At 57.8% G+C, this 17319-nt stretch carries 14 protein-coding genes; 7 read left to right on the top strand and 7 right to left on the bottom strand.

The features are described 5' to 3' along the window. Window positions 1-16 precede the first annotated feature (16 nt). Entirely contained in the window at window positions 17-655 is a 639-nt protein-coding gene (locus K1X75_04935) for a hypothetical protein (GenBank protein ID MBX7057388.1), read from the top strand. Here K1X75_04935 and K1X75_04930 read toward each other — a convergent pair. Beyond that, window positions 649-1986 carry a CCA tRNA nucleotidyltransferase gene (locus tag K1X75_04930; GenBank protein ID MBX7057387.1) on the bottom strand — a complete coding sequence of 446 codons (1338 nt, stop codon included), beginning with the start codon at window positions 1984-1986 and terminating at the stop codon, window positions 649-651. The two genes, K1X75_04935 and K1X75_04930, sit on opposite strands and share 7 nt — an antisense overlap. Then, window positions 1980-2660: a serine/threonine protein phosphatase gene (locus tag K1X75_04925; protein MBX7057386.1), complete on the bottom strand. Its 681-nt coding sequence runs from the start codon at window positions 2658-2660 to the stop codon at window positions 1980-1982. The genes K1X75_04930 and K1X75_04925 overlap by 7 nt, the downstream gene beginning before the upstream one ends. A gap of 86 nt (window positions 2661-2746) precedes the next feature. On the opposite strand from K1X75_04925, the gene sucC reads away from it, so the two are divergent. Together sucC and sucD are read left to right on the top strand one after the other, a co-directional pair. Then, window positions 2747-3958 carry an ADP-forming succinate--CoA ligase subunit beta gene (sucC, locus tag K1X75_04920; protein ID MBX7057385.1) on the top strand — a complete coding sequence of 404 codons (1212 nt, stop codon included), beginning with the start codon at window positions 2747-2749 and terminating at the stop codon, window positions 3956-3958. A gap of 27 nt (window positions 3959-3985) precedes the next feature. Further along, window positions 3986-4855 carry a succinate--CoA ligase subunit alpha gene (gene sucD, locus K1X75_04915; protein ID MBX7057384.1) on the top strand — a complete coding sequence of 290 codons (870 nt, stop codon included), beginning with the start codon at window positions 3986-3988 and terminating at the stop codon, window positions 4853-4855. A 71-nt stretch (window positions 4856-4926) separates the two neighbouring features. Here the strand turns inward: sucD and K1X75_04910 are convergent, their stop codons facing one another. After that, on the bottom strand, window positions 4927-7761 hold the full coding sequence (locus K1X75_04910; GenBank protein MBX7057383.1) for an adenylate/guanylate cyclase domain-containing protein: 2835 nt from the start codon (window positions 7759-7761) through the stop codon (window positions 4927-4929). A gap of 531 nt (window positions 7762-8292) precedes the next feature. Between K1X75_04910 and K1X75_04905 the strand changes: the two genes are divergently transcribed. The 3 genes from K1X75_04905 to K1X75_04895 are packed head-to-tail and all read left to right on the top strand — an operon-like array spanning window position 8293 to window position 12275. Beyond that, window positions 8293-9873 carry an NAD(P)/FAD-dependent oxidoreductase gene (locus tag K1X75_04905; protein MBX7057382.1) on the top strand — a complete coding sequence of 527 codons (1581 nt, stop codon included), beginning with the start codon at window positions 8293-8295 and terminating at the stop codon, window positions 9871-9873. Beyond that, window positions 9857-10903, top strand: a complete 1047-nt coding sequence (locus K1X75_04900; protein MBX7057381.1) for a 2-dehydropantoate 2-reductase — start codon at window positions 9857-9859, stop codon at window positions 10901-10903. The genes K1X75_04905 and K1X75_04900 overlap by 17 nt, the downstream gene beginning before the upstream one ends. A gap of 1 nt (window position 10904) precedes the next feature. After that, window positions 10905-12275, top strand: a complete 1371-nt coding sequence (locus K1X75_04895; protein ID MBX7057380.1) for an adenylate/guanylate cyclase domain-containing protein — start codon at window positions 10905-10907, stop codon at window positions 12273-12275. Here the strand turns inward: K1X75_04895 and K1X75_04890 are convergent. Beyond that, the gene (locus K1X75_04890; GenBank protein MBX7057379.1) at window positions 12251-12592 is read right to left on the bottom strand and encodes a hypothetical protein; all 342 of its coding nucleotides are present in this window, start codon (window positions 12590-12592) and stop codon (window positions 12251-12253) included. The two genes, K1X75_04895 and K1X75_04890, sit on opposite strands and share 25 nt — an antisense overlap. A 47-nt stretch (window positions 12593-12639) precedes the next feature. Here K1X75_04890 and K1X75_04885 point away from each other — a divergent pair, with 47 nt between their 5' ends. Next, complete coding sequence (locus tag K1X75_04885; GenBank protein ID MBX7057378.1) at window positions 12640-13440, top strand: MBL fold metallo-hydrolase; 801 nt, start codon at window positions 12640-12642, stop codon at window positions 13438-13440. Between the two features lie 7 nt (window positions 13441-13447). On the opposite strand, the gene clpA is transcribed toward K1X75_04885, so the two are convergent. Genes clpA through K1X75_04870 form a run of 3 tightly spaced genes read right to left on the bottom strand, consistent with a single transcriptional unit; the run spans window position 13448 to window position 17287 of the window. After that, a complete protein-coding gene (gene clpA / locus K1X75_04880; protein MBX7057377.1) occupies window positions 13448-15760 on the bottom strand; it encodes an ATP-dependent Clp protease ATP-binding subunit ClpA in 2313 nt (770 codons plus the stop codon). Beyond that, entirely contained in the window at window positions 15753-16085 is a 333-nt protein-coding gene (gene clpS / locus K1X75_04875) for an ATP-dependent Clp protease adapter ClpS (GenBank protein ID MBX7057376.1), read from the bottom strand. Before clpS ends, clpA begins: the two co-directional genes overlap by 8 nt. Then, window positions 16082-17287: a GNAT family N-acetyltransferase gene (locus tag K1X75_04870; GenBank protein MBX7057375.1), complete on the bottom strand. Its 1206-nt coding sequence runs from the start codon at window positions 17285-17287 to the stop codon at window positions 16082-16084. Before K1X75_04870 ends, clpS begins: the two co-directional genes overlap by 4 nt. Window positions 17288-17319: the final 32 nt, after the last annotated feature.

The following is a 17319-nucleotide window of genomic DNA, read 5'->3' as shown; positions in this document are numbered from 1 at the left end:
TGATTGTCAAGCTGCCATGGACTTGAACGTTGAACGACTGGGGGAGGGCGTCAGCTTCGAAGAGCGCATGTTCATTTCGGAGCAGTTTCTGGATCGCTATGCCTTTGCCGAGCCGCGAGACATCTATCGCTGGGTACGCGAGGGCGAGTATGGCATCGGCGGCCATGTGATCGACCTCAGTCTGGAAAACCTACATCAGGATTTGCGCAAGGCTCGCATCCACAAGACCAGGATCACGCTCCCCGTAACAGAAAACTTAGGACTGGCCAACCGTTTTGTTAAGGTGAATCTTGCTCCTTATTCAGATATTGGCTGTCCGCTAAAGCGCCTGTTGATGCTTGAAGAGCGCGTGCCCGATATGCGCCCCGATCCCCTGCGTTTCAAGCGCGACTGGGCGTTTATGAAAACGCAACTATCTCCAGGAATGAGCGTTACTGTCGATATGATGAATCGATTCGAAAACGAAATTCCCTTTCACATGATTCCAGAAATTGAATACAGCAAGGCCTGGATGGAGAACTACGGAACGGGCTACCGTATTGTACCCCGCGCCGCATTCTTTCAGTATTTTCCTGAGCATTCCATTCACAATGGCTGGGCCCCTGAATCTGAAGTCAGCCTGGACGAGCTGGCCGACGCAGACTCCAGCTACTGACCGGTGGCAAGCGCCAGCAGCCGTTGACGATTATTGAGACTTTGATTGCGGAGCACCTGATCCAGAAGCATCTTCAGCGCATTGCCAATTTGAGGCCCGCTGAGCCCCAGCGCCATCAAGTCCGCGCCATTGATCTTCAAATCGCGAATGGTCAAGGCCTCCTTTTCGAGGCCAGCGAGTAAGAGCCGGGTGGGCGCGGCATGCAGCGGATAGTGCGCCGCCATTGTCAGGAATGCGCCGCTCTCATCGCGAAAGGTTTCGCGGACCCGGCTCAGGAAGGAACGCAATTGATAGGAGAGTTCAGGGCGCAGATCGGCGAGCACTGCATCGTCATCGAGGTAGGCGCCGCGCCGGGCCAGCTCTTTCTGAAACTGAAAATAGCGCTGCAGCCACTCCACGTCTCGAATTTGTTTCCATGAAAATTTCAGGGAACGCGCCAATCGTTCGACGGCGCCATCCGGGTTGAGGCCAAGGTCCTCCCACCACATAGCCAGGCGCAGGATTGGCGCTCCAGGGCATCGATCCAGACGCTCTAGGGCGGCGCCGGAGCTGCGTTCAAATCGACCGTGTTCGGCAGTGAAAAAAAGGTAGAGCAATCCGGATCGCTCCAGCTCCGCAATCATCAGACTGGGCCGATCGGCGCGCAATCCCTTCCAGAGCTCTTCGCTAAAGCGTTCGACCGCCACCATTGCGCTGCGTTGCTGTACATCGCTACTGCGCAAGGCTCGCTCCGTTGCGGAATCCAGCCGAAAGCCAAGGGTGGCAAGAAAGCGACAGGCGCGAATTGGCCGCAGTCCATCTTCAAAAAAACGATCCTCCGCGCGGCCAATCGTGCGCAACAGTCGCTGCCGGAGGTCGCGCAGGCCGCTGTGATAGTCGAGGAGCAGCGCCTCTCCCGGTTCGTAGGCGAGCGCATTGACCGTAAAGTCGCGGCGCGACAGGTCCTCCTGCAAACGATCAGCGTATTCAATTCGGTCGGGACGACGCGCATCGCTGTAAATGGTCTCGCGACGGTAGGTGGTTAGCTCGTAAGCGGCGTCGCCGAGAAGAACGGTTACGGTTCCATGCTGCAAGCCGGTCGGCACGGTGCGCCGGAAAGCGGCGATGATTTCGTCAGGCCGGGCATTGGTCGTAAAGTCCAGATCACCAGCCTTGCGGCCCATCAGCAGGTCGCGTACCGCCCCGCCAACCAGGTAGCATTCCTTGCCCAGTTCGTGCAGGCGGCGGTAGATTGCGTGGACATCGGACTGAGTTTGCGCCGGCAGACTGGACAGAAGTTCAGGCTGGTGCGACTGGACCGGATTTTCGCCTGATTCCTCGCTGCTTACCATTGGGCCGCGCCTCGCGACCGCGCCTGCAGCAGTCGTTCATCGGGCAGGTGCATTGCGCTGAGAGCGCCGCCGTAGACGCAGCCTGTATCGAGACCAACGGAACGTCTGCCACGGATTGGCTCGCAAGCTTGAGCCAAACCGAGAACATAGCGGGCCGGCGTATGGCCGTAATAAATTTTCTTGCCGCGCCATCGGGACTCGCTCCGAATCCAATCCTCGCGAATCCAGAGCAGATCTTCTGGGAGCTGCTCATTCATAGCTGTACTGCCATTGTTGCGCACGCCGGCATGGACGGCGATCCAGTCCTCCCCTTCGACGTATAGTTCCAGTTCTTGTAGAAAGGCGCGATGCGACGCCGGCAGCTCTTCAAGACGAGCTCCCGGCCGCAGTCCATAGGAGCGAAGCGTAGCATCGCCGCCATTGGCCGGATGCAACCAGGACCTGCCCTCGGCGCTGCCCGATTCGTCAAGATGCGCCAGCATCATAGCTTCGTGGTTTCCCATCACAAAACGTGCGCGCCGCTTTTCACGGAGCAAGCGCTCGATAACTCCTCGCGAGTCCGGGCCTCGATCTACGTAGTCGCCAAGAAAGACCAGCGAGTCGGATGGGTCAATCTGGTCCAGCAGCTCTTCGAGTTCCTCCAGACAGCCATGAATGTCGCCAATGATCCACATCCCTGTTCCCAAATCAAAAAAAGAATTCCCCCGCCGCTTGTCGCTCTTGATCCTGTCACAACTGCAACGCGGAGACGACCGTTTCTATGAAAATTCACGAGTATCAGGCAAAGGAATTGCTGCGCAAGCACGGCGTTAACGTGCCCGAGGGTCGCGTGGCCTCCAGGATGGATGAGCTCGGTCCAGCCTATGACGCCCTCAAGGCCGAGATCGTCGCCGTGAAAAGTCAAATCCATGCCGGCGGGCGGGGGAAGGGCGCGCTCTATGACGGCCCCGATCCGGCTACGGCCAAAAAGGTCCAGGATGGCGGCGTCAAGGTTGCGCGCAGCCGAGAAGAAGCGCTGCAGTTTGGCGGCAACATGCTGGAGAAGTACCTTCATACCATTCAGACCGGCGGCGTTGCCAAGCAGGTATTGAAGGTCTATCTGGAAAAGGGAACTCGAATTGCCCGCGAACTCTATCTTTCCATTCTCATGGATCGGGCCCTGCAAAAGCCGATCATCATGGTTTCCACCGAAGGCGGGATGGACATCGAAGAGGTGGCGGCCAAGCATCCGGACAAGATCATCAAATTGCCGGTGGAAATGAATCTGGGATTGCAGCCCTGGCAGGCCCGAGAATTGATCTTTCGGCTGGGTTTGCCGGGCGAGGTCATGAAGCAGGGCGTCGACTTCCTGATGAAGCTCTGGACGGCTTTTGCGAAAGAGGACGCCAGCATGCTGGAGGTGAACCCGCTGGTGCTTACCGAAGAAAACACGCTGATCGCATTGGATTGCAAGCTGCAGATCGATGACAACGCACTTTACCGGCATCCCGATTCGGCAGCCTATCGCGATATCACCGAAGAAGATCCGCTGGAAGTCAAGGCCTCCGAGTTCAATCTCAACTACGTTCGACTGGACGGCAATATTGGTTGTATGGTGAACGGCGCAGGCCTGGCCATGGCGACCATGGACATTTGCAAGCTGGCCGGCGCGGATCCGGCGAACTTTCTCGATGTGGGCGGCGGCGCCAATCCTACCACTGTTGCTAACGGCTTTCGCATCATTCTGGGCGATCCCAATGTAAAGGCCATCTTTGTGAACATTTTTGGCGGCATTGTTCAGTGCGACAGGGTTGCACATGGCATCATGCAGGCGGCGCAAGAAGTGAAAATATCAGTGCCGCTTATTGTTCGCTTGCAGGGCACAAACGCCGAAGTAGCGCGCAAGATTCTCGATGAGGCGAATCTGGGCATCATCGCCGCCGACACGCTGGATCAGTGTGTGGACCAAATTCGCAAGGTATTCAAAGCCTGATACGGCCATAGGCAAAGGAAAAACATAATGTCAGTACTCGTAGATAAAAACACCCGCGTCGTCGTGCAGGGAATTACCGGAAAGGAAGGGTCCTTTCACGCCGCGCAGATGATTGAATATGGCTCAAACGTTGTGGCCGGCGTTACCCCCGGCAAGGGCGGCCAGAGCCATCACAATGCGCCGATCTTTAATACTATCTCGGAAGCCATGGACAAGGAAGGTGCAAATGCATCTGTAATTTTTGTTCCGCCGGCCTTTGCTGCCGATGCAATCCTGGAGTGTGTAGGCGCCGGAATCCCACTGGTTGTATGTATTACGGAAGGCATCCCGGTGCAGGATATGGCCCGCGTCTGGCCGGTGTTGAAAGAATCCAGCACGCGCTTGATTGGCCCAAACTGTCCGGGGGTGATTACGCCGGGTCAGTGCAAAATCGGGATCATGCCGGGCTTCATTCATAAGCCGGGCAATATTGGCGTTGTTTCTCGATCCGGAACGCTGACATATGAAGCCGTTCATCAGCTTACCAGTCAGGGCCTCGGCCAAACGACCTGCATCGGCATTGGCGGCGACCCGGTCATCGGCACCAAACATCGCGATGCTATAGAACTACTCAACAATGATCCCGATACCAAAGGGATTGTTATGATCGGCGAAATTGGCGGAACGGACGAAGAGGATGCCGCCAGCTGGATCAAGCAGCATGTCAAAAAGCCGGTGGTTGGCTTTATCGCGGGGCAGACTGCGCCTCCCGGAAAGCGCATGGGTCACGCCGGAGCTATTATCTCCGGCGGCAAGGGCACTGCTTCCTCCAAGATGGAGGCGATGCGCGACGCCGGAATCCATGTCGTCAACTCGCTGGCCGAAATTGGCGTGGCGATGAAAAAGCTGGTCGGCTGAAATCAAGGCAGGCATGACTTCGGAGCGCAATCTTGAGGATCGCGCTCCGAAGGCTAAGCGTACTGTCGGCTCTATTTGTGCTCGCGCGTGTAGACTCCGTCCCAATCGTGAGGCGGCGGCGCGGCCTCATACATGCGACAACGCTGGATCAACAGGTCCGCTGCCTTATCCTTACCGCCGCTGGCAACAATCGCTTGCTCAAATCCGGCAATCGCCGGCCGCCACTGACGCTTTAAGTATAAAGCAAAGGCCGCTTCGTATTGCTCAGCGCAGCGCGCCCGCGCCTCTGGCGGTCGAGGGGAATCGCTGATGATCTCGTACAGGGCGACAGGCTCCGTCTTACCTTTGACGCGAACAAGATCCAGTTTTCGGGCAAAAATCTTGTCCGATACTTCGCGGTAGACTGCTTCGGAAGCCAGCAGCTCGATGCCGTAGTCCTTGCCGGCCGCTTCGAGTCGCGCCGCCAGATTCACTGTATCGCCCATCATGGTATAGGCTGCCAGCGCATCCGTGCCCATGAAGCCTACTTTGGCTAGGCCCGTATTCAACCCAACGCGGAAGCGCATGGTGCGCGCCTCAGGAATGTATTTCTGCTCTTTGGTCCACCTGGCTCGCATTTCGATCATGCAATCAACCATGCGCAGCGTGGCCTGCACTGCCTTCAGGCAATGGTGATCCACATCAACCGGCGCGTTCCAGATACCGACAATGGCATCGCCAATGTATTTGTCCAGAACGCCCTCGTGCTCCTTGAGGATCAGGGTCATGGCTGATAGGTATTCATTGAGCAGCGCGGCGAGTTCTACTGAACTGAGCTTTTCACTGATAGTAGAAAAGGAGGCGACATCGGAGAAGAAAGCGGTGATTCGCTTTTCGCTGCCGCGTTTCAGCGCCTGCAGGTCCTTCATCGCCTCGGTCACAACCACCGGATCGACCATGCTGCCCAGGATGCCCTTGATCTTTTCACGGTCGCGCAGGCCGCTGACCATGGAGTTCAGGGCTATCGTGAGATTTCCGAATTCATCGTTGCCGCCGTGCTCGAATTGAACGTTCAGGCTTCCCCGCCCAACGTCCTCGGCGCTCTTAATGATGCGTTTGATCTTCTGGACGACAAATCCAGAAATGAAGATTGCAAAAAGAATCGAAAGCGCAGCGATACCTGATGCATAGAGGATGGCGCGATTGCGATTCTGCTTGATTTCTTCCAACCCGCGAGTTCGGTCCACCAACGTTCGAATGACCCCCGCAAAATTTCGGCCCAGAACCTGCTGGCTCACATCTTCGGAGTCGGAAGCAAGCAGCGGCGAAGAATCCAGCCGCCACATGATCTGCTCCGCCTCAGTACGACTATTGCCAATGATGCCTTCGCTGTAGGCGCGACTCAAACCCCTGTCGGGCGTCTCGCTTTCGCCGGCATAAATCCACTGACGCAGTTTTTGCCAGCGTTCTTGTTGGGACTGGCGCAGGAGCGCATCTCGTAGATAGCTGTCGTAGGCGGCGCTGTCTTCACGAAACCGTAGCAAGACGCCGTCCTCCAGCGCAGCCTCGCGCAAATTGCCTACGGCATCCGCCAGGCGGTCAACCGGCGCGGCGGCATCCGCGCTGCTTTCGGCTGCAGCCTGCTGCGCAAAGGCCTTATTGCGCTCGGCTACGATAGCGGCATAAGAGCTATACAATTGCCTGAATTGCGTGTCGCGAAAGGGCGGAGTGGGCGGCCGTTGCTTGCGCAATTCTTCCAGGCGCTGAGCGATTTTCTTGCTCAGATCGCCAAGTTTGGCTGCGTAGTTTGCATCCAGTTCCAGGTAATGCTGCCATTCGTGCGCTTCTGCACGCAGCGTTTCTACGGAGCGGGCGCGCTCGGTGGACTGTGGGTTGCGAAAGTACGGAGAATAGAGCGCTTGCAGCTGCATCTCGCCCAGCTCCAGCTGGGTTGGAGTCAACGACGAATCCAGACCAAGAGTCTGCGAAAGCGAATCCAGTGCGGCGCTCAAGGAACTTTCAAGATCAGGATCGGCAAGAGATTGATTCAGCTTGCTCTCCGGATCAAAGAGACTGGTATCCAGCGTAGGCTGCGAGCTTTCGCTGCCGGTGATGGCGCCGGTAGGGAAGGTCTGGATTCGAAAACGTCCCGTATCAAGACCAAGTTCCTTGATTTTTCGCTTTCGGGAGCCTGCCATCAGCTGTGCAATGCGCGAATCAAGCCTCAGCCGAGCTTGCCGCGCGCGGTCCATGCCTTCCTTGACCTTCTGGGCCAGGGCCGGATTGATCGATGGCTGAGCGCCGCCGCCGGTCGCCGCACCCTGTAGCGTCTCCGTTGCGCGTTGCTCGGCTTCCTGGAGCGCACGACGCGCATCCTGTACGTTGTTTTCCGCTGTAACGTAGTCTTTCGCCAGCGCCTGCAATCGGCTAAAGTCGAGGTCGGAAATACCCTCTCCGCCGGAGCCCTGCAGTTGAGCGCGCGAGCTTGCTTCCAGTGCATCGACCTCGTCGTCGGAAAGATAGGCAGAGTAGTAGGTCTCCGCAGTTCGCCGAACATTCTGGCGGCCAAGCGCTCCAAACAGCGAAGTGCGAATCCCAAAAAGAGAGACTTCCTTTTCCTGACTGACAATACGCGTGCTGCGGTAGCGCTTGAGCGCCTCGCGCTGTTCTCGGATGCGAATGCGAAATTCCTCGGTACGTACAAGGCTCTGAGAGATATTATCGATCTCCAGCACCAGAGCGGAAATATAGCGGCGGGAGATGGCCGCCTCACGGTCATAGCTTTCAGTTTGGATGGATTGTTGTTGTTGCAGATAGATGATGGAAAGGAATAGAACTGTAACCAGAATCAAAAATGCTGTAAACCAGGCAAGCTTGGCGCGTATCCCGGAGACAAGCAGGGCAAGGATTCGGCGCGGAGTATCCAGCAAGGGAGCGATCTGTCTCCAGAGCGCCGCCGCCAGCGGTCCAAAGCGGCGCTCTATGGCCGCGGTCCATTGGCGCAAACGGCCGGCGACTGCGGATTGTCGATAGGCGCTCTGCCAGCGACGAAATGAGGACAGGAGTGCGTCCCTGGCTCGGATCAAGACTTGCAACGGCTTGGGCTTCACCACTGGAGAATGCCTGAAGCCTGCTGGAGGGCAAGCAAAAGCGCGGCCTTTTGATTGGCAGCATTTCGCTGGCCGAAAGCCAGGTATGACTACCTGATTCTAAGGTCGACCGCCTGCGGTCCTGCTTGCCGATCGCCTCTGACGCCTGAGCGGCGCGGCATGGAGCATCCGCATGCCCGTCTGTGCCCTGACCTGGACGCCTGAAACGCAGCGCAGGTTAATCGATCGATTCGGACTTGGCGCCCTTGCGGCGCAGCTCAGCTTTCGCGGCATTGCGCAAAGGCAGCGCTGCAGATTGGCCGAACGCAACTGGAAGGGAGCAAATCTATGACGGCGGAAGCTCAAGCAATGGACGGTGAGGAATGGGACGCAATTGTCATCGGCTCCGGTATCGGCGGACTGGCAACGGCCAGCATAGTGGCCCAGCTCAAGAATTGGCGCGTCCTGGTACTGGAACGCCACTTCAAGGCTGGCGGCTTCACCCACGCTTTTAGGCGCGAAGGCAAGTTTCGCTGGGATGTCGGCGTGCATTACATTGGCGGCTTGCAGCCCGGGTCGATGTTGCGTGAGATTTTTGATTGGATCAGCGGCGGCGCGGTCCAATGGCAAAAGATGCCGGACCCATTTGAGAAGTTTATCTATCCCGAATTTACCTTTGCTATTCCAGATGATCCCGCCGAATTTCAAGCGCTGCTGGAACAACAATTCACTGGCGAACGAGGTGCAATCGCCGCCTATTTTCAGGACGTCCGGCAGACCGCAAGCTGGTTTGGTCGCCATGTTTCGTTGAAGGCTTTGCCGGCGGCGCTGCAACGAGTCGCCGGCTTGCTGAAGCTGATCGGCCGCGGTCACGCGCTGATGACTACCAGAGAGTACATGGAGTCGAACTTTCGCGATCCAAAGTTGCGAGCGATCCTTCTTTCACAGTGGGGCGACTATGGTTTGCCTCCCGCGGAGAGCGCCTTTGTCATTCACGCTCTGATCGCAACGCATTACTTTGGAGGCGCTTACTATCCGATTGGCGGCGCCGGAACCATTGCCGCCAGCATCGAGCCAATCATCCAGGATCACGGGGGCTCTATCAGGCTCAATCACCATGTTGAGGAAATTCTGATCGAGAATGGCCGCGTCTGCGGGGTGCGTTCGAGAAAGATTGTCGGCGAAAGGCAAAGCGAGCATACCTTTCGCGCGCCGCGAGTCATTTCCGACGCTGGCGCCTACAATACTTTCTTGAGACTGCTTCCGCCAGCTGTGGAAATCCCCTTTCGATCGGCGCTGGCTGAGCTGCGCCAGGGCGTCAGCTGTGTTACGCTCTATCTTGGATTTGACGAAGATCCGCGCCGCCTGGGCTTTCAAGGCGAGAACTACTGGATCTACGACGACTACGACCATGATGCCATTTTTTCGCGCCGCCAGGATGTACTGCAGGGAAAAATATCCGCGGCCTATCTTTCCTTTCCTTCGCTGAAAGACCCGATGGCTCAGGCCCACACGGCAGAGATCATCACCTTTTGCGACTATGCTCCATTTCAGGCCTGGAGTGGGGAAGCGTGGAAGAATCGCGGGGCGGAGTACGAAGCCCTCAAACAACGGATCGCCGATGGCCTGCTTGATTTCGTGGAGCGGCATTTGCCTGGGCTGAAAAGCAGGGTCGTGTACCAGGAACTATCCACTCCGCTGAGCAATGAATACTTTACGGCACATCCGCAGGGATCAATCTATGGATTGGCGTGCACGCCAGAGCGCTTTCAGCTCGAATGGTTGGGCGTTCGAACGCCGGTCCAGGGTCTGTATCTGACCGGCGCCGACGCCTCCTCGCCGGGGGTCGCTGGCGCTTTGATGGGCGGCGTCATGTCCGCCGCCGCCTTACTGGATTTTCCAGGTGTGCTTCGATTGTTTAAGGAACTGAAGAATGCTCGAGCAAATTGACACGGTCGGAATACTCGGCGCCGGCAGCATCGGTTGCTACATCGGCGCCCGGCTTTTGAGCGCCGGTTATCAGGTCCGCTTTGTGGGTCGAGCGCGGATCGGCGCCGAGCTGCAGGCAAACGGCCTGCACTGGAGCAATCTGGAGGGAGCAGAGGGGCATCTGCGACCTGAACAACTGCAATTCTTTGAAGAGGCAGAGGGACTCAGGGATTGCCCGGTCATCCTGGTCTGCACAAAGGGAGGCGGAACGCTGGCGGCTGCGCAATCCCTGCGCGGACGAATTGCGGCCGAAACAGTCGTAGTCAGTATGCAAAATGGAGTCCGCAATCAATCGCTGCTGGCCCAGGGCCTCGATGGATCGGGCGCGATAGCGCTGGCGGGCATGGTGCCGTTCAATGTTGTGCATCGCGGCGCTGGCAGTTTTCATTGCGGAACGACCGGACAACTCTTGATCGAACAGGATCCCGCGGGACGAGGCGCCCTCGTAGCTCAACTGCTGCAGTCCGCCGGATTGCTGGCCGCCGCTCATCGCAATCTGCCAGGCGTGCTCTGGGGAAAACTGTTGTTGAATCTGAACAATTCGATCAATGCCCTGGCAAACATTCCGCTGCTTGAGGAGCTCAAGCAGCGCGCGTTTCGGAAAATTTTGGCGGCATTGATTGGCGAAGGCCTGCAGGCTCTGCGCGCTGCTGGCATTCGCGTGGAGGCCGCCGGCAAATTGCGGCCGCGCCTTGCGGCGTGGGCGCTGGGGCTCCCCGACCTGCTCTTCTTTCGGATTGCCGCTACGATGATACGCATCGATCCGCAGGCGCGATCTTCAATGTGGGAGGATTTGCAGGCCCGTCGTCCAACGGAGATCGACTTGATCAATGGCGAGATCGTGGAGGTTGCCCGGCAAGCGGGCGCCAGTGCGCCGCTCAATGCGGCAATCTGTCGCCTGGTTCACAAGGCGGAAGAGCACGCCGCCGGCTCGCCAGGTTTATCTGCAGTACAATTGGCCAGGGAAATTGGCCTCTCGGAAGTCAATTAGGATGACAAATTCACCACTGAGTTTTCTACGCACCTTGCAGCGATCCAGCATGTCGCCGGCCATGCGCACGTTGCTATCCGAGGAAGAACACAATGGAGCGCGCTTTGCCAATCGCTTTCGCTATATTGTCTGGCTCTTGCTCACAATCCTGGCGCTAAGCCTGCGCAATGCGAAATTTTCGCCATTGGTGAATTCTACTGCGCTCGGCCTCTATATTGCCATTACGCTGGTGCACAGCTATTTGCTGACGCGACCTTACCGGCCAGCTCTGCAGACTGCCTTTTCGGCCTTTACCATCGTATTTGACTACGTTCTAATCTATGCCGTATTGATGTACTATACATTCATATCATCGTCGGACAACTATTCATTTGCAATCAAGAATCCGGTGCTGCTGATCACTTTATTTCCACTATTGACTACGGCCCTGCAGTTCCAATTTCGCCTGCTATTCCTCGCACTCCTCGTCCATCTTGGCGCCCTGGCATCCCTGATTGTGATTACCTTCCGGCAGCCAATTATTCTGACAGACGATTGGTTCAAATACGTCATGGGGCCGGAGGTAATTCCCGGCGATCTGATTCTGTCTCGCCCGATCGTATTTGCCGGCGCCGGCGTACTGCTTGCCTATATCATCGCTAGAGCTCTGCAGATGGTACAGCGAATTGGCGCCGCGGAGATCCAGCGTCAGAATCTGGCGCGCTATTTCTCGCCGCAAATTGTGGCGGAACTTGCCGAAAATGGCGAGACGCTGGCCTCTGGCGGCCGTCGGCGGGTAACGATACTCTTCAGCGACATTCGCAATTTTACGCGCATGTCGGAGGATATGGATCCGCAGGAGTTGGCCGCGTTTCTGGGAGAGTTTCGGGAGCGGATGACCGAAGTGATCTTCGCCGCAGGCGGCACCCTGGATAAGTTCGTCGGCGATGCAATCATGGCTATCTTTGGCGCGCCGCGTTCTCTGCCAGAGCAGGGCGGCGATGCACGCGCCGCCCTGCACGCAGCGCGCGGCATGCTTGAGGCCCTTCATTCATTTAATGAAGATCGCAGAGGGCGCGGGCTGGCGGCAGTACAAATTGGCATCGGTCTGCACAGCGGAGAGGTATTTGCCGGCAATGTTGGGCAGGGCAGCCGCCTGGAGTATACCGTTATTGGCGACGCCGTGAACACGGCCTCTCGTATTGAGTCGTTATGCAAAAAGTTTCAGGCGACGCTCTTGGCTTCGGAGGCCACAATGCTGGAGGCTGGCGGCGTGGAAGGCGAAAGAATGCCGCGTGTGATGGTCAAGGGAAAGAGCGCGCCGCTGCAGGTCTTTCGGCTTGCGAAACTGGCCGAGGAGACTTCGCTTCAGTCGAGTTCGCCGCTCAGCTGATCATCCGCCTTGCGGCGCGAGCTGCGCTTCAGCATGAATGCGTAGTGGCGATAGAAAGGCGTGAGCGCTTCCGGGATGCGATTGATGTCAATGGCACTGCGTCGGGAGCGAATCTGCTCCAGGACATCGCGCGGAATGTCTTCCTGCACGCGATCAACGAACTGTCGCAGCCGGCGCGCAATTTCGCGATCGATGACATCTTCTGCGCGACGCTCAATTTCATCGAGCAGCCAGAGCACTCCGGCGCACTGCGAGGGGCGGCGTACAGCGCCTGGCGCCGATGGAGTTTTTCTTTCCAGCAATGAGCTTGAGGCCATCGTTTACTGCATCGACCAGGACGGCGAGAGATTGAGGATTTTTTCAAATGCTGAAAATTGAACGTCGCATGAGCGCCAGTCCGCTGCGCAACTTTGAACATCTTTTGTACGCTACGGATGGCAGCTTTGCGGCGGCCGTAGACCCCTGGGACGGGGCGGGCGTTGCTGAGTGGCTTCAGTCGCTCGGGCTACGGCTCAGTCATGTGCTACATACGCACGAACACCACGATCACATTCGAGGAACGGCGGAGCTCCTGCGGCGATACCCGGCGCAGTCTCTGGCCATGCCGGGCGCGACTGGCGTCATTGCCGGCTGCCCGCGTCCGCTGAGCGACGGTGAAACCCTTTATGCTGATCGGGATTGCTCGCTTATCTGCCGGGCGACGCCAGGCCATACTCCGCACCATATGTCCTTATTTCTCTTTCAATTGGGCCAGGTCGCCGCTGTGCTTTGCGGGGATACAGTGTTTCAGGCGGGCGTAGGCCACTGCCGCAGCGGAAGTCCATCCCTGCTTTTTCGCACGCTGCAGCAGCACTTTGTTCCGCTGCCTGATGCAGCGCTGCTCTATCCCGGACACGACTACTTGCTGAACAATCTGCGCTTCACGCTTTCCCTGGAAAAAGACAATGCTATCGCAGCGTCGTTGCTCGGCGAGCTGGAAGGCGGTCGGCGCCAATCCAGCGAGCAGACGCTCAGCGTCGGTCTAGAGCGCCAGATCAATCTTTTCTTCCGGCTACAGAGCCCCGCCGTTCTTGCCGCTCTGCGCTCTCGCGGCGAGATTTCCGCCGCGGCGCCGCGCGACGAGCAGGTGTTTCTGGCCTTGCGTCGACTGCGCGATGCCTGGTGAAGGCCTGTCAGGCTTTGTTCGCCGCCTTCTTGCGGCCCGGTCTGCTCTCGAAGCGGAAATGCAATGCGTTCTCTTCCGCCCGGACTACTACTATTCCGCCGTGCGCCAGCTGCCCGAAAAGAATCTCCGATGAAAGCGCGTGTGAAATCTCGCTCTCGATGGTGCGTCTGATTGGTCGCGCTCCAAACAGCGGATCAAAGCCGCGGTCAGCCAGATACTGCCGTGCACTGTCCTCCAGTTTCAACTGTACTTTGCGGGCCTTCAAGCGCTCGGCCAGCTCGCCAACCATACGATCAACGATGCGTAGAGTCTGCTCCCGGGCCAGGGATTGAAACTGCACGATAGCCGTCAGGCGATTGCGGAATTCGGGAGAAAAGGCCCGTTCGATGGAGCGCAACGAGCGCTCTGAGCGGTTGGCGTCGTGATCCTGGGCAAAGCCGAGCGCCCGCTGCTGCGCCTCGCGCGCTCCCTGGTTGGTGGTCATGATAACAATGACCTGCCGGAAGTCCGCCTTGCGCCCGCTGTTGTCGGTCAGGGTTGCATAGTCCATGACCTGCAGTAGAATATTGTAGAGATCTTCGTGGGCCTTCTCAATTTCGTCCAGTAGCAGCACACTGTGCGGGTGCCGGATAATAGCATCGGTAAGCTGGCCGCCCTGGTCAAATCCTACATAGCCTGGCGGCGAACCGATCAGTCTTGAAACAGTATGTTTCTCCATATATTCTGACATATCAAATCGAATGAATTCAACGCCCATCTCTGCGGCCAGCTGTCGGGAGAGCTCCGTCTTGCCGACGCCAGTTGGTCCGGCAAACAGGAAGGCGCCCATTGGCTTGTCGGCCTCGCCCAGACCGGCTCGCGCCAGCTGGATGGCGCGCACCACCTGGTCGACGGCCGCATCCTGTCCAAAGACTTTGCTTTTGATTCGGTCGGAGAGGTCGCGCAGTCGATTGCGATCGCCGCCGCGTACCGTGCGCGCCGGAACGCGAGCAATCCTGGCTACCAGTTCTTCGATATCGCGCGGCGCTACGGCCGGCCACTGGCTGCGCTCTGAATCTTCAGGCGCGGGGGACTTCAGCTTCAAGCGAGCGCCGGATTCATCGAGCACGTCAATGGCCTTGTCCGGCAGAAATCGGTCGGTGATATGACGGGCGCTGAGATCGACGGCAGCCTGGATTGCCGATGCAGAGTAGGTTACGCGGTGGAACTCCTCGTAGGTCTTCTTGAGACCGTTGAGTATGGCCACACAGTCTTCCAGCGAAGGTTCGCCGACTTCAATCTTCTGGAAACGACGGGCCAGGGCGTGATCCTTTTCAAATATGCTGCGATATTCTTTATAGGTCGTGGCGCCAATGCAGGAAATCTCGCCGGAGGCAAGCGCCGGCTTGATAATATTCGAGGCATCCAGAGCGCCGCCAGCCACTGCGCCGGCGCCAATGATTGTATGAATCTCATCAATAAACAACGAGGCGCCTGGTTGATTCTTGAGCGCATCTACAACGGACTTCAGTCGCTCTTCGAAGTCGCCACGGAAACGAGTTCCGGCCAGCAGGCTGCCCATATCGAGGGCAAAGATGATCCGGCCTCGCAGGCTCTCCGGAACCTCGCCTCGCTGAATGCGATAGGCCAGACCTTCGACAATGGCCGTCTTGCCAACGCCAGCGTCGCCCACCAGTACCGGATTGTTCTTTCGCCGCCGGGCCAGAATGTGCACCAGACGTTCCAGTTCGCTTTCCCGTCCAATCAGCGGATCAATCCCGCCCTTTGCAGCGCGATCGTTAAGGTTTACACAGAATCTGCCAAGCGGATCGCGAGCGGGCCCGCGCTCCGCTTCGCCTTCGGCCTCGCTGTCGTCCTGGGCGGCGCCTTCGGCGCCGCCAGCTTCTGCTGGCGGGTGCGCAATTGCGCGCACCACGGTATAGCGAGTGGCGCCGTATTTTTCAAGGAAGTATACAGCGTGGCTTTCTCGCTCGCGGTAGATAGCTGCAAGGACATTGGCGCTCTGCACTTCTGACTTGCCGGCGCTCTGCACATGGGCGATGGCAATTTGCAAAGTGTACTGAAAGCCCAAACTGTATTGCGGCTCGGCCTGATCCGCTTCCGGCAGGGCCTCCATATCCTTGTCCAGAAAGAGTTTTAGATCCTTGCCCAGCGCTTCAATGTCGACTTCGCATTGCAGCAAGATATCGCAGGCGCTACGATCAAAGGTTAAGGCATAGAGCAAGTGTTCAACAGTTACAAACTCATGGCGACGTTGAGCGGCCTCGCGATAGGCGCGCTCCAGCGTTTTCTGCAACTCTGCGCTCAGAATTTCACTCATCGCCGTCTTCCTTTTCCAGCACGCAGGTCAGAGGATGCTGATGCTTTTTGGCCAGTTCATGCGTCTGGTGGATCTTGCTGCGGGCGACATCATGGGTGTAGGCCCCGACGATGCTTTTTCCCTGCGTATGTACCTCAAGCATGAGACGGGTCGCCTCCTCCATAGCCTTGTGGTATACGCGCTGCAATACCCAGACCACAAATTCCATAGGAGTATAGTCATCGTTGAGCATGATGACCAGATAGCGCGATGGTCGCCGCGGCCGAACGCGCTCCTCTGCCAGCAGCGCTCCCTCTTCTTGCTGGCGTCTGGTTGGCGAGCTCATAGCGCCGCGCCGTCAGTAGATTGCGCAATCGTCAACTGTGCGTCGGCTCGCAGGGCTTTGAGCGGCGATTGCCGATTGTACTCCAGCTGCGTTCGTTCGATTTGAGTCTGTTCCATCTGCAAGAATCGTCCTATAGCCTCGCGTCCGCCGGCATTCAAGAGAAAATGGGAGCTCAGGCAAATTTCCGCGCCAAAGCCGCGAAGAAACTTGTGCTCGCCCTGGGCGCCCGCTTCCACCAGCGCCGCGCCCTTTGCGATCGCCTCTTCGATCAATTGGTAATAGCACAGTTCGAAGTGCAGGTCGGGATAGTCCTGCAGAGCCCCCCAGTAGCGCCCGAAGATGGCATCATCCTTCATAAAGTTCAGCGTGCCGGCAATGGGCTGGGCATCACGATAGGCGAATACCAGTAACAGACGATCGCGTTGCAGCTCAAGGATTTTGCGAAACCAGATTCGGTTGAGATAGGGACGCCCCCACTTGCGGCTGCCGGTGTGTTGGTAGAATGCGTACATCGCATCCATATGCTGCTCTTCAATTTGTGCGCCTTGCAGCCGTCGAATCTCAAGGCCCAGGCGACCGACGCTTTCACGTTCTTTGCGAACCAGCTTGCGACGTGAGGACCGCAATGCGCCCAGGAAATCGTCAAACTCGGCGTAGCCCTGGTTGTGCCAGTGGAATTGCAGCGTGAAGCGAGGCAGGTAGCCTTCCAGGCGAAGCGCTTCCAGCTCCTCGGCGCTGTGAAAAAGAACATGCACGCCGCTGCAGCCCTGGGCCTTTGCCAGTTCACAAAGGCCGACGGCCAGGCGTCGCCGAAGTTGCTGGCTTTCTTCCGGCGACAGATGCCTCGCGCTCAGCAGTCGCTGTCCGTTGGCCGGAGTGAATGGCGCTGCCACTGCCAGTTTCGGATAGTAAGCCAGGCCTGATCGAGCGTAGGCATCGGCCCAGCCATGATCGAAAATATATTCGCCCATGGAATCTTCCCGCAAGTAGCTGGCTGCCGCTCCCAGCAGCCGGCCCTCTTGATAAAGAAGCAGGTAGCGCGGATGCCAGCCTGTATCTGGTCCAACGCAGGCGCTATCCTCCAGCGCTTGCAGGAAGCCGTACTCCATAAACGGATTGCGATCGAGATTGAGATCGTCCCACTGCGCGGGGTCGATATCAGCCAGGGACTCGGCTACGATGAAATCTTCAGTGCGGCTCACAGGCAGCGGCAGGGGACGCCCCTCCAGAAAAT

This window comes from Leptospirales bacterium (assembly GCA_019694655.1).
Taxonomy (GTDB): Bacteria; Spirochaetota; Leptospiria; order Leptospirales; family Leptonemataceae; genus SSF53.
The sequence above is the reverse complement of the archived record's forward strand: the minus strand, read 5'-3'. Positions and strand labels throughout refer to the sequence as shown.

Bases quoted from the DNA above. Each gene is read 5' to 3' on its own strand.
- K1X75_04935 (MBX7057388.1), top strand. From the start codon at position 17: ATGGACTTGAACGTTGAACGACTGGGGGAGGGCGTCAGCTTCGAAGAG.
- K1X75_04930 (MBX7057387.1), bottom strand. From the start codon at position 1,986: ATGGTAAGCAGCGAGGAATCAGGCGAAAATCCGGTCCAGTCGCACCAG.
- K1X75_04925 (MBX7057386.1), bottom strand. From the start codon at position 2,660: ATGTGGATCATTGGCGACATTCATGGCTGTCTGGAGGAACTCGAAGAG.
- sucC (MBX7057385.1), top strand. From the start codon at position 2,747: ATGAAAATTCACGAGTATCAGGCAAAGGAATTGCTGCGCAAGCACGGC.
- sucD (MBX7057384.1), top strand. From the start codon at position 3,986: ATGTCAGTACTCGTAGATAAAAACACCCGCGTCGTCGTGCAGGGAATT.
- K1X75_04905 (MBX7057382.1), top strand. From the start codon at position 8,293: ATGGACGGTGAGGAATGGGACGCAATTGTCATCGGCTCCGGTATCGGC.
- K1X75_04900 (MBX7057381.1), top strand. From the start codon at position 9,857: ATGCTCGAGCAAATTGACACGGTCGGAATACTCGGCGCCGGCAGCATC.
- K1X75_04895 (MBX7057380.1), top strand. From the start codon at position 10,905: ATGACAAATTCACCACTGAGTTTTCTACGCACCTTGCAGCGATCCAGC.
- K1X75_04890 (MBX7057379.1), bottom strand. From the start codon at position 12,592: ATGGCCTCAAGCTCATTGCTGGAAAGAAAAACTCCATCGGCGCCAGGC.
- K1X75_04885 (MBX7057378.1), top strand. From the start codon at position 12,640: ATGCTGAAAATTGAACGTCGCATGAGCGCCAGTCCGCTGCGCAACTTT.
- clpA (MBX7057377.1), bottom strand. From the start codon at position 15,760: ATGAGTGAAATTCTGAGCGCAGAGTTGCAGAAAACGCTGGAGCGCGCC.
- clpS (MBX7057376.1), bottom strand. From the start codon at position 16,085: ATGAGCTCGCCAACCAGACGCCAGCAAGAAGAGGGAGCGCTGCTGGCA.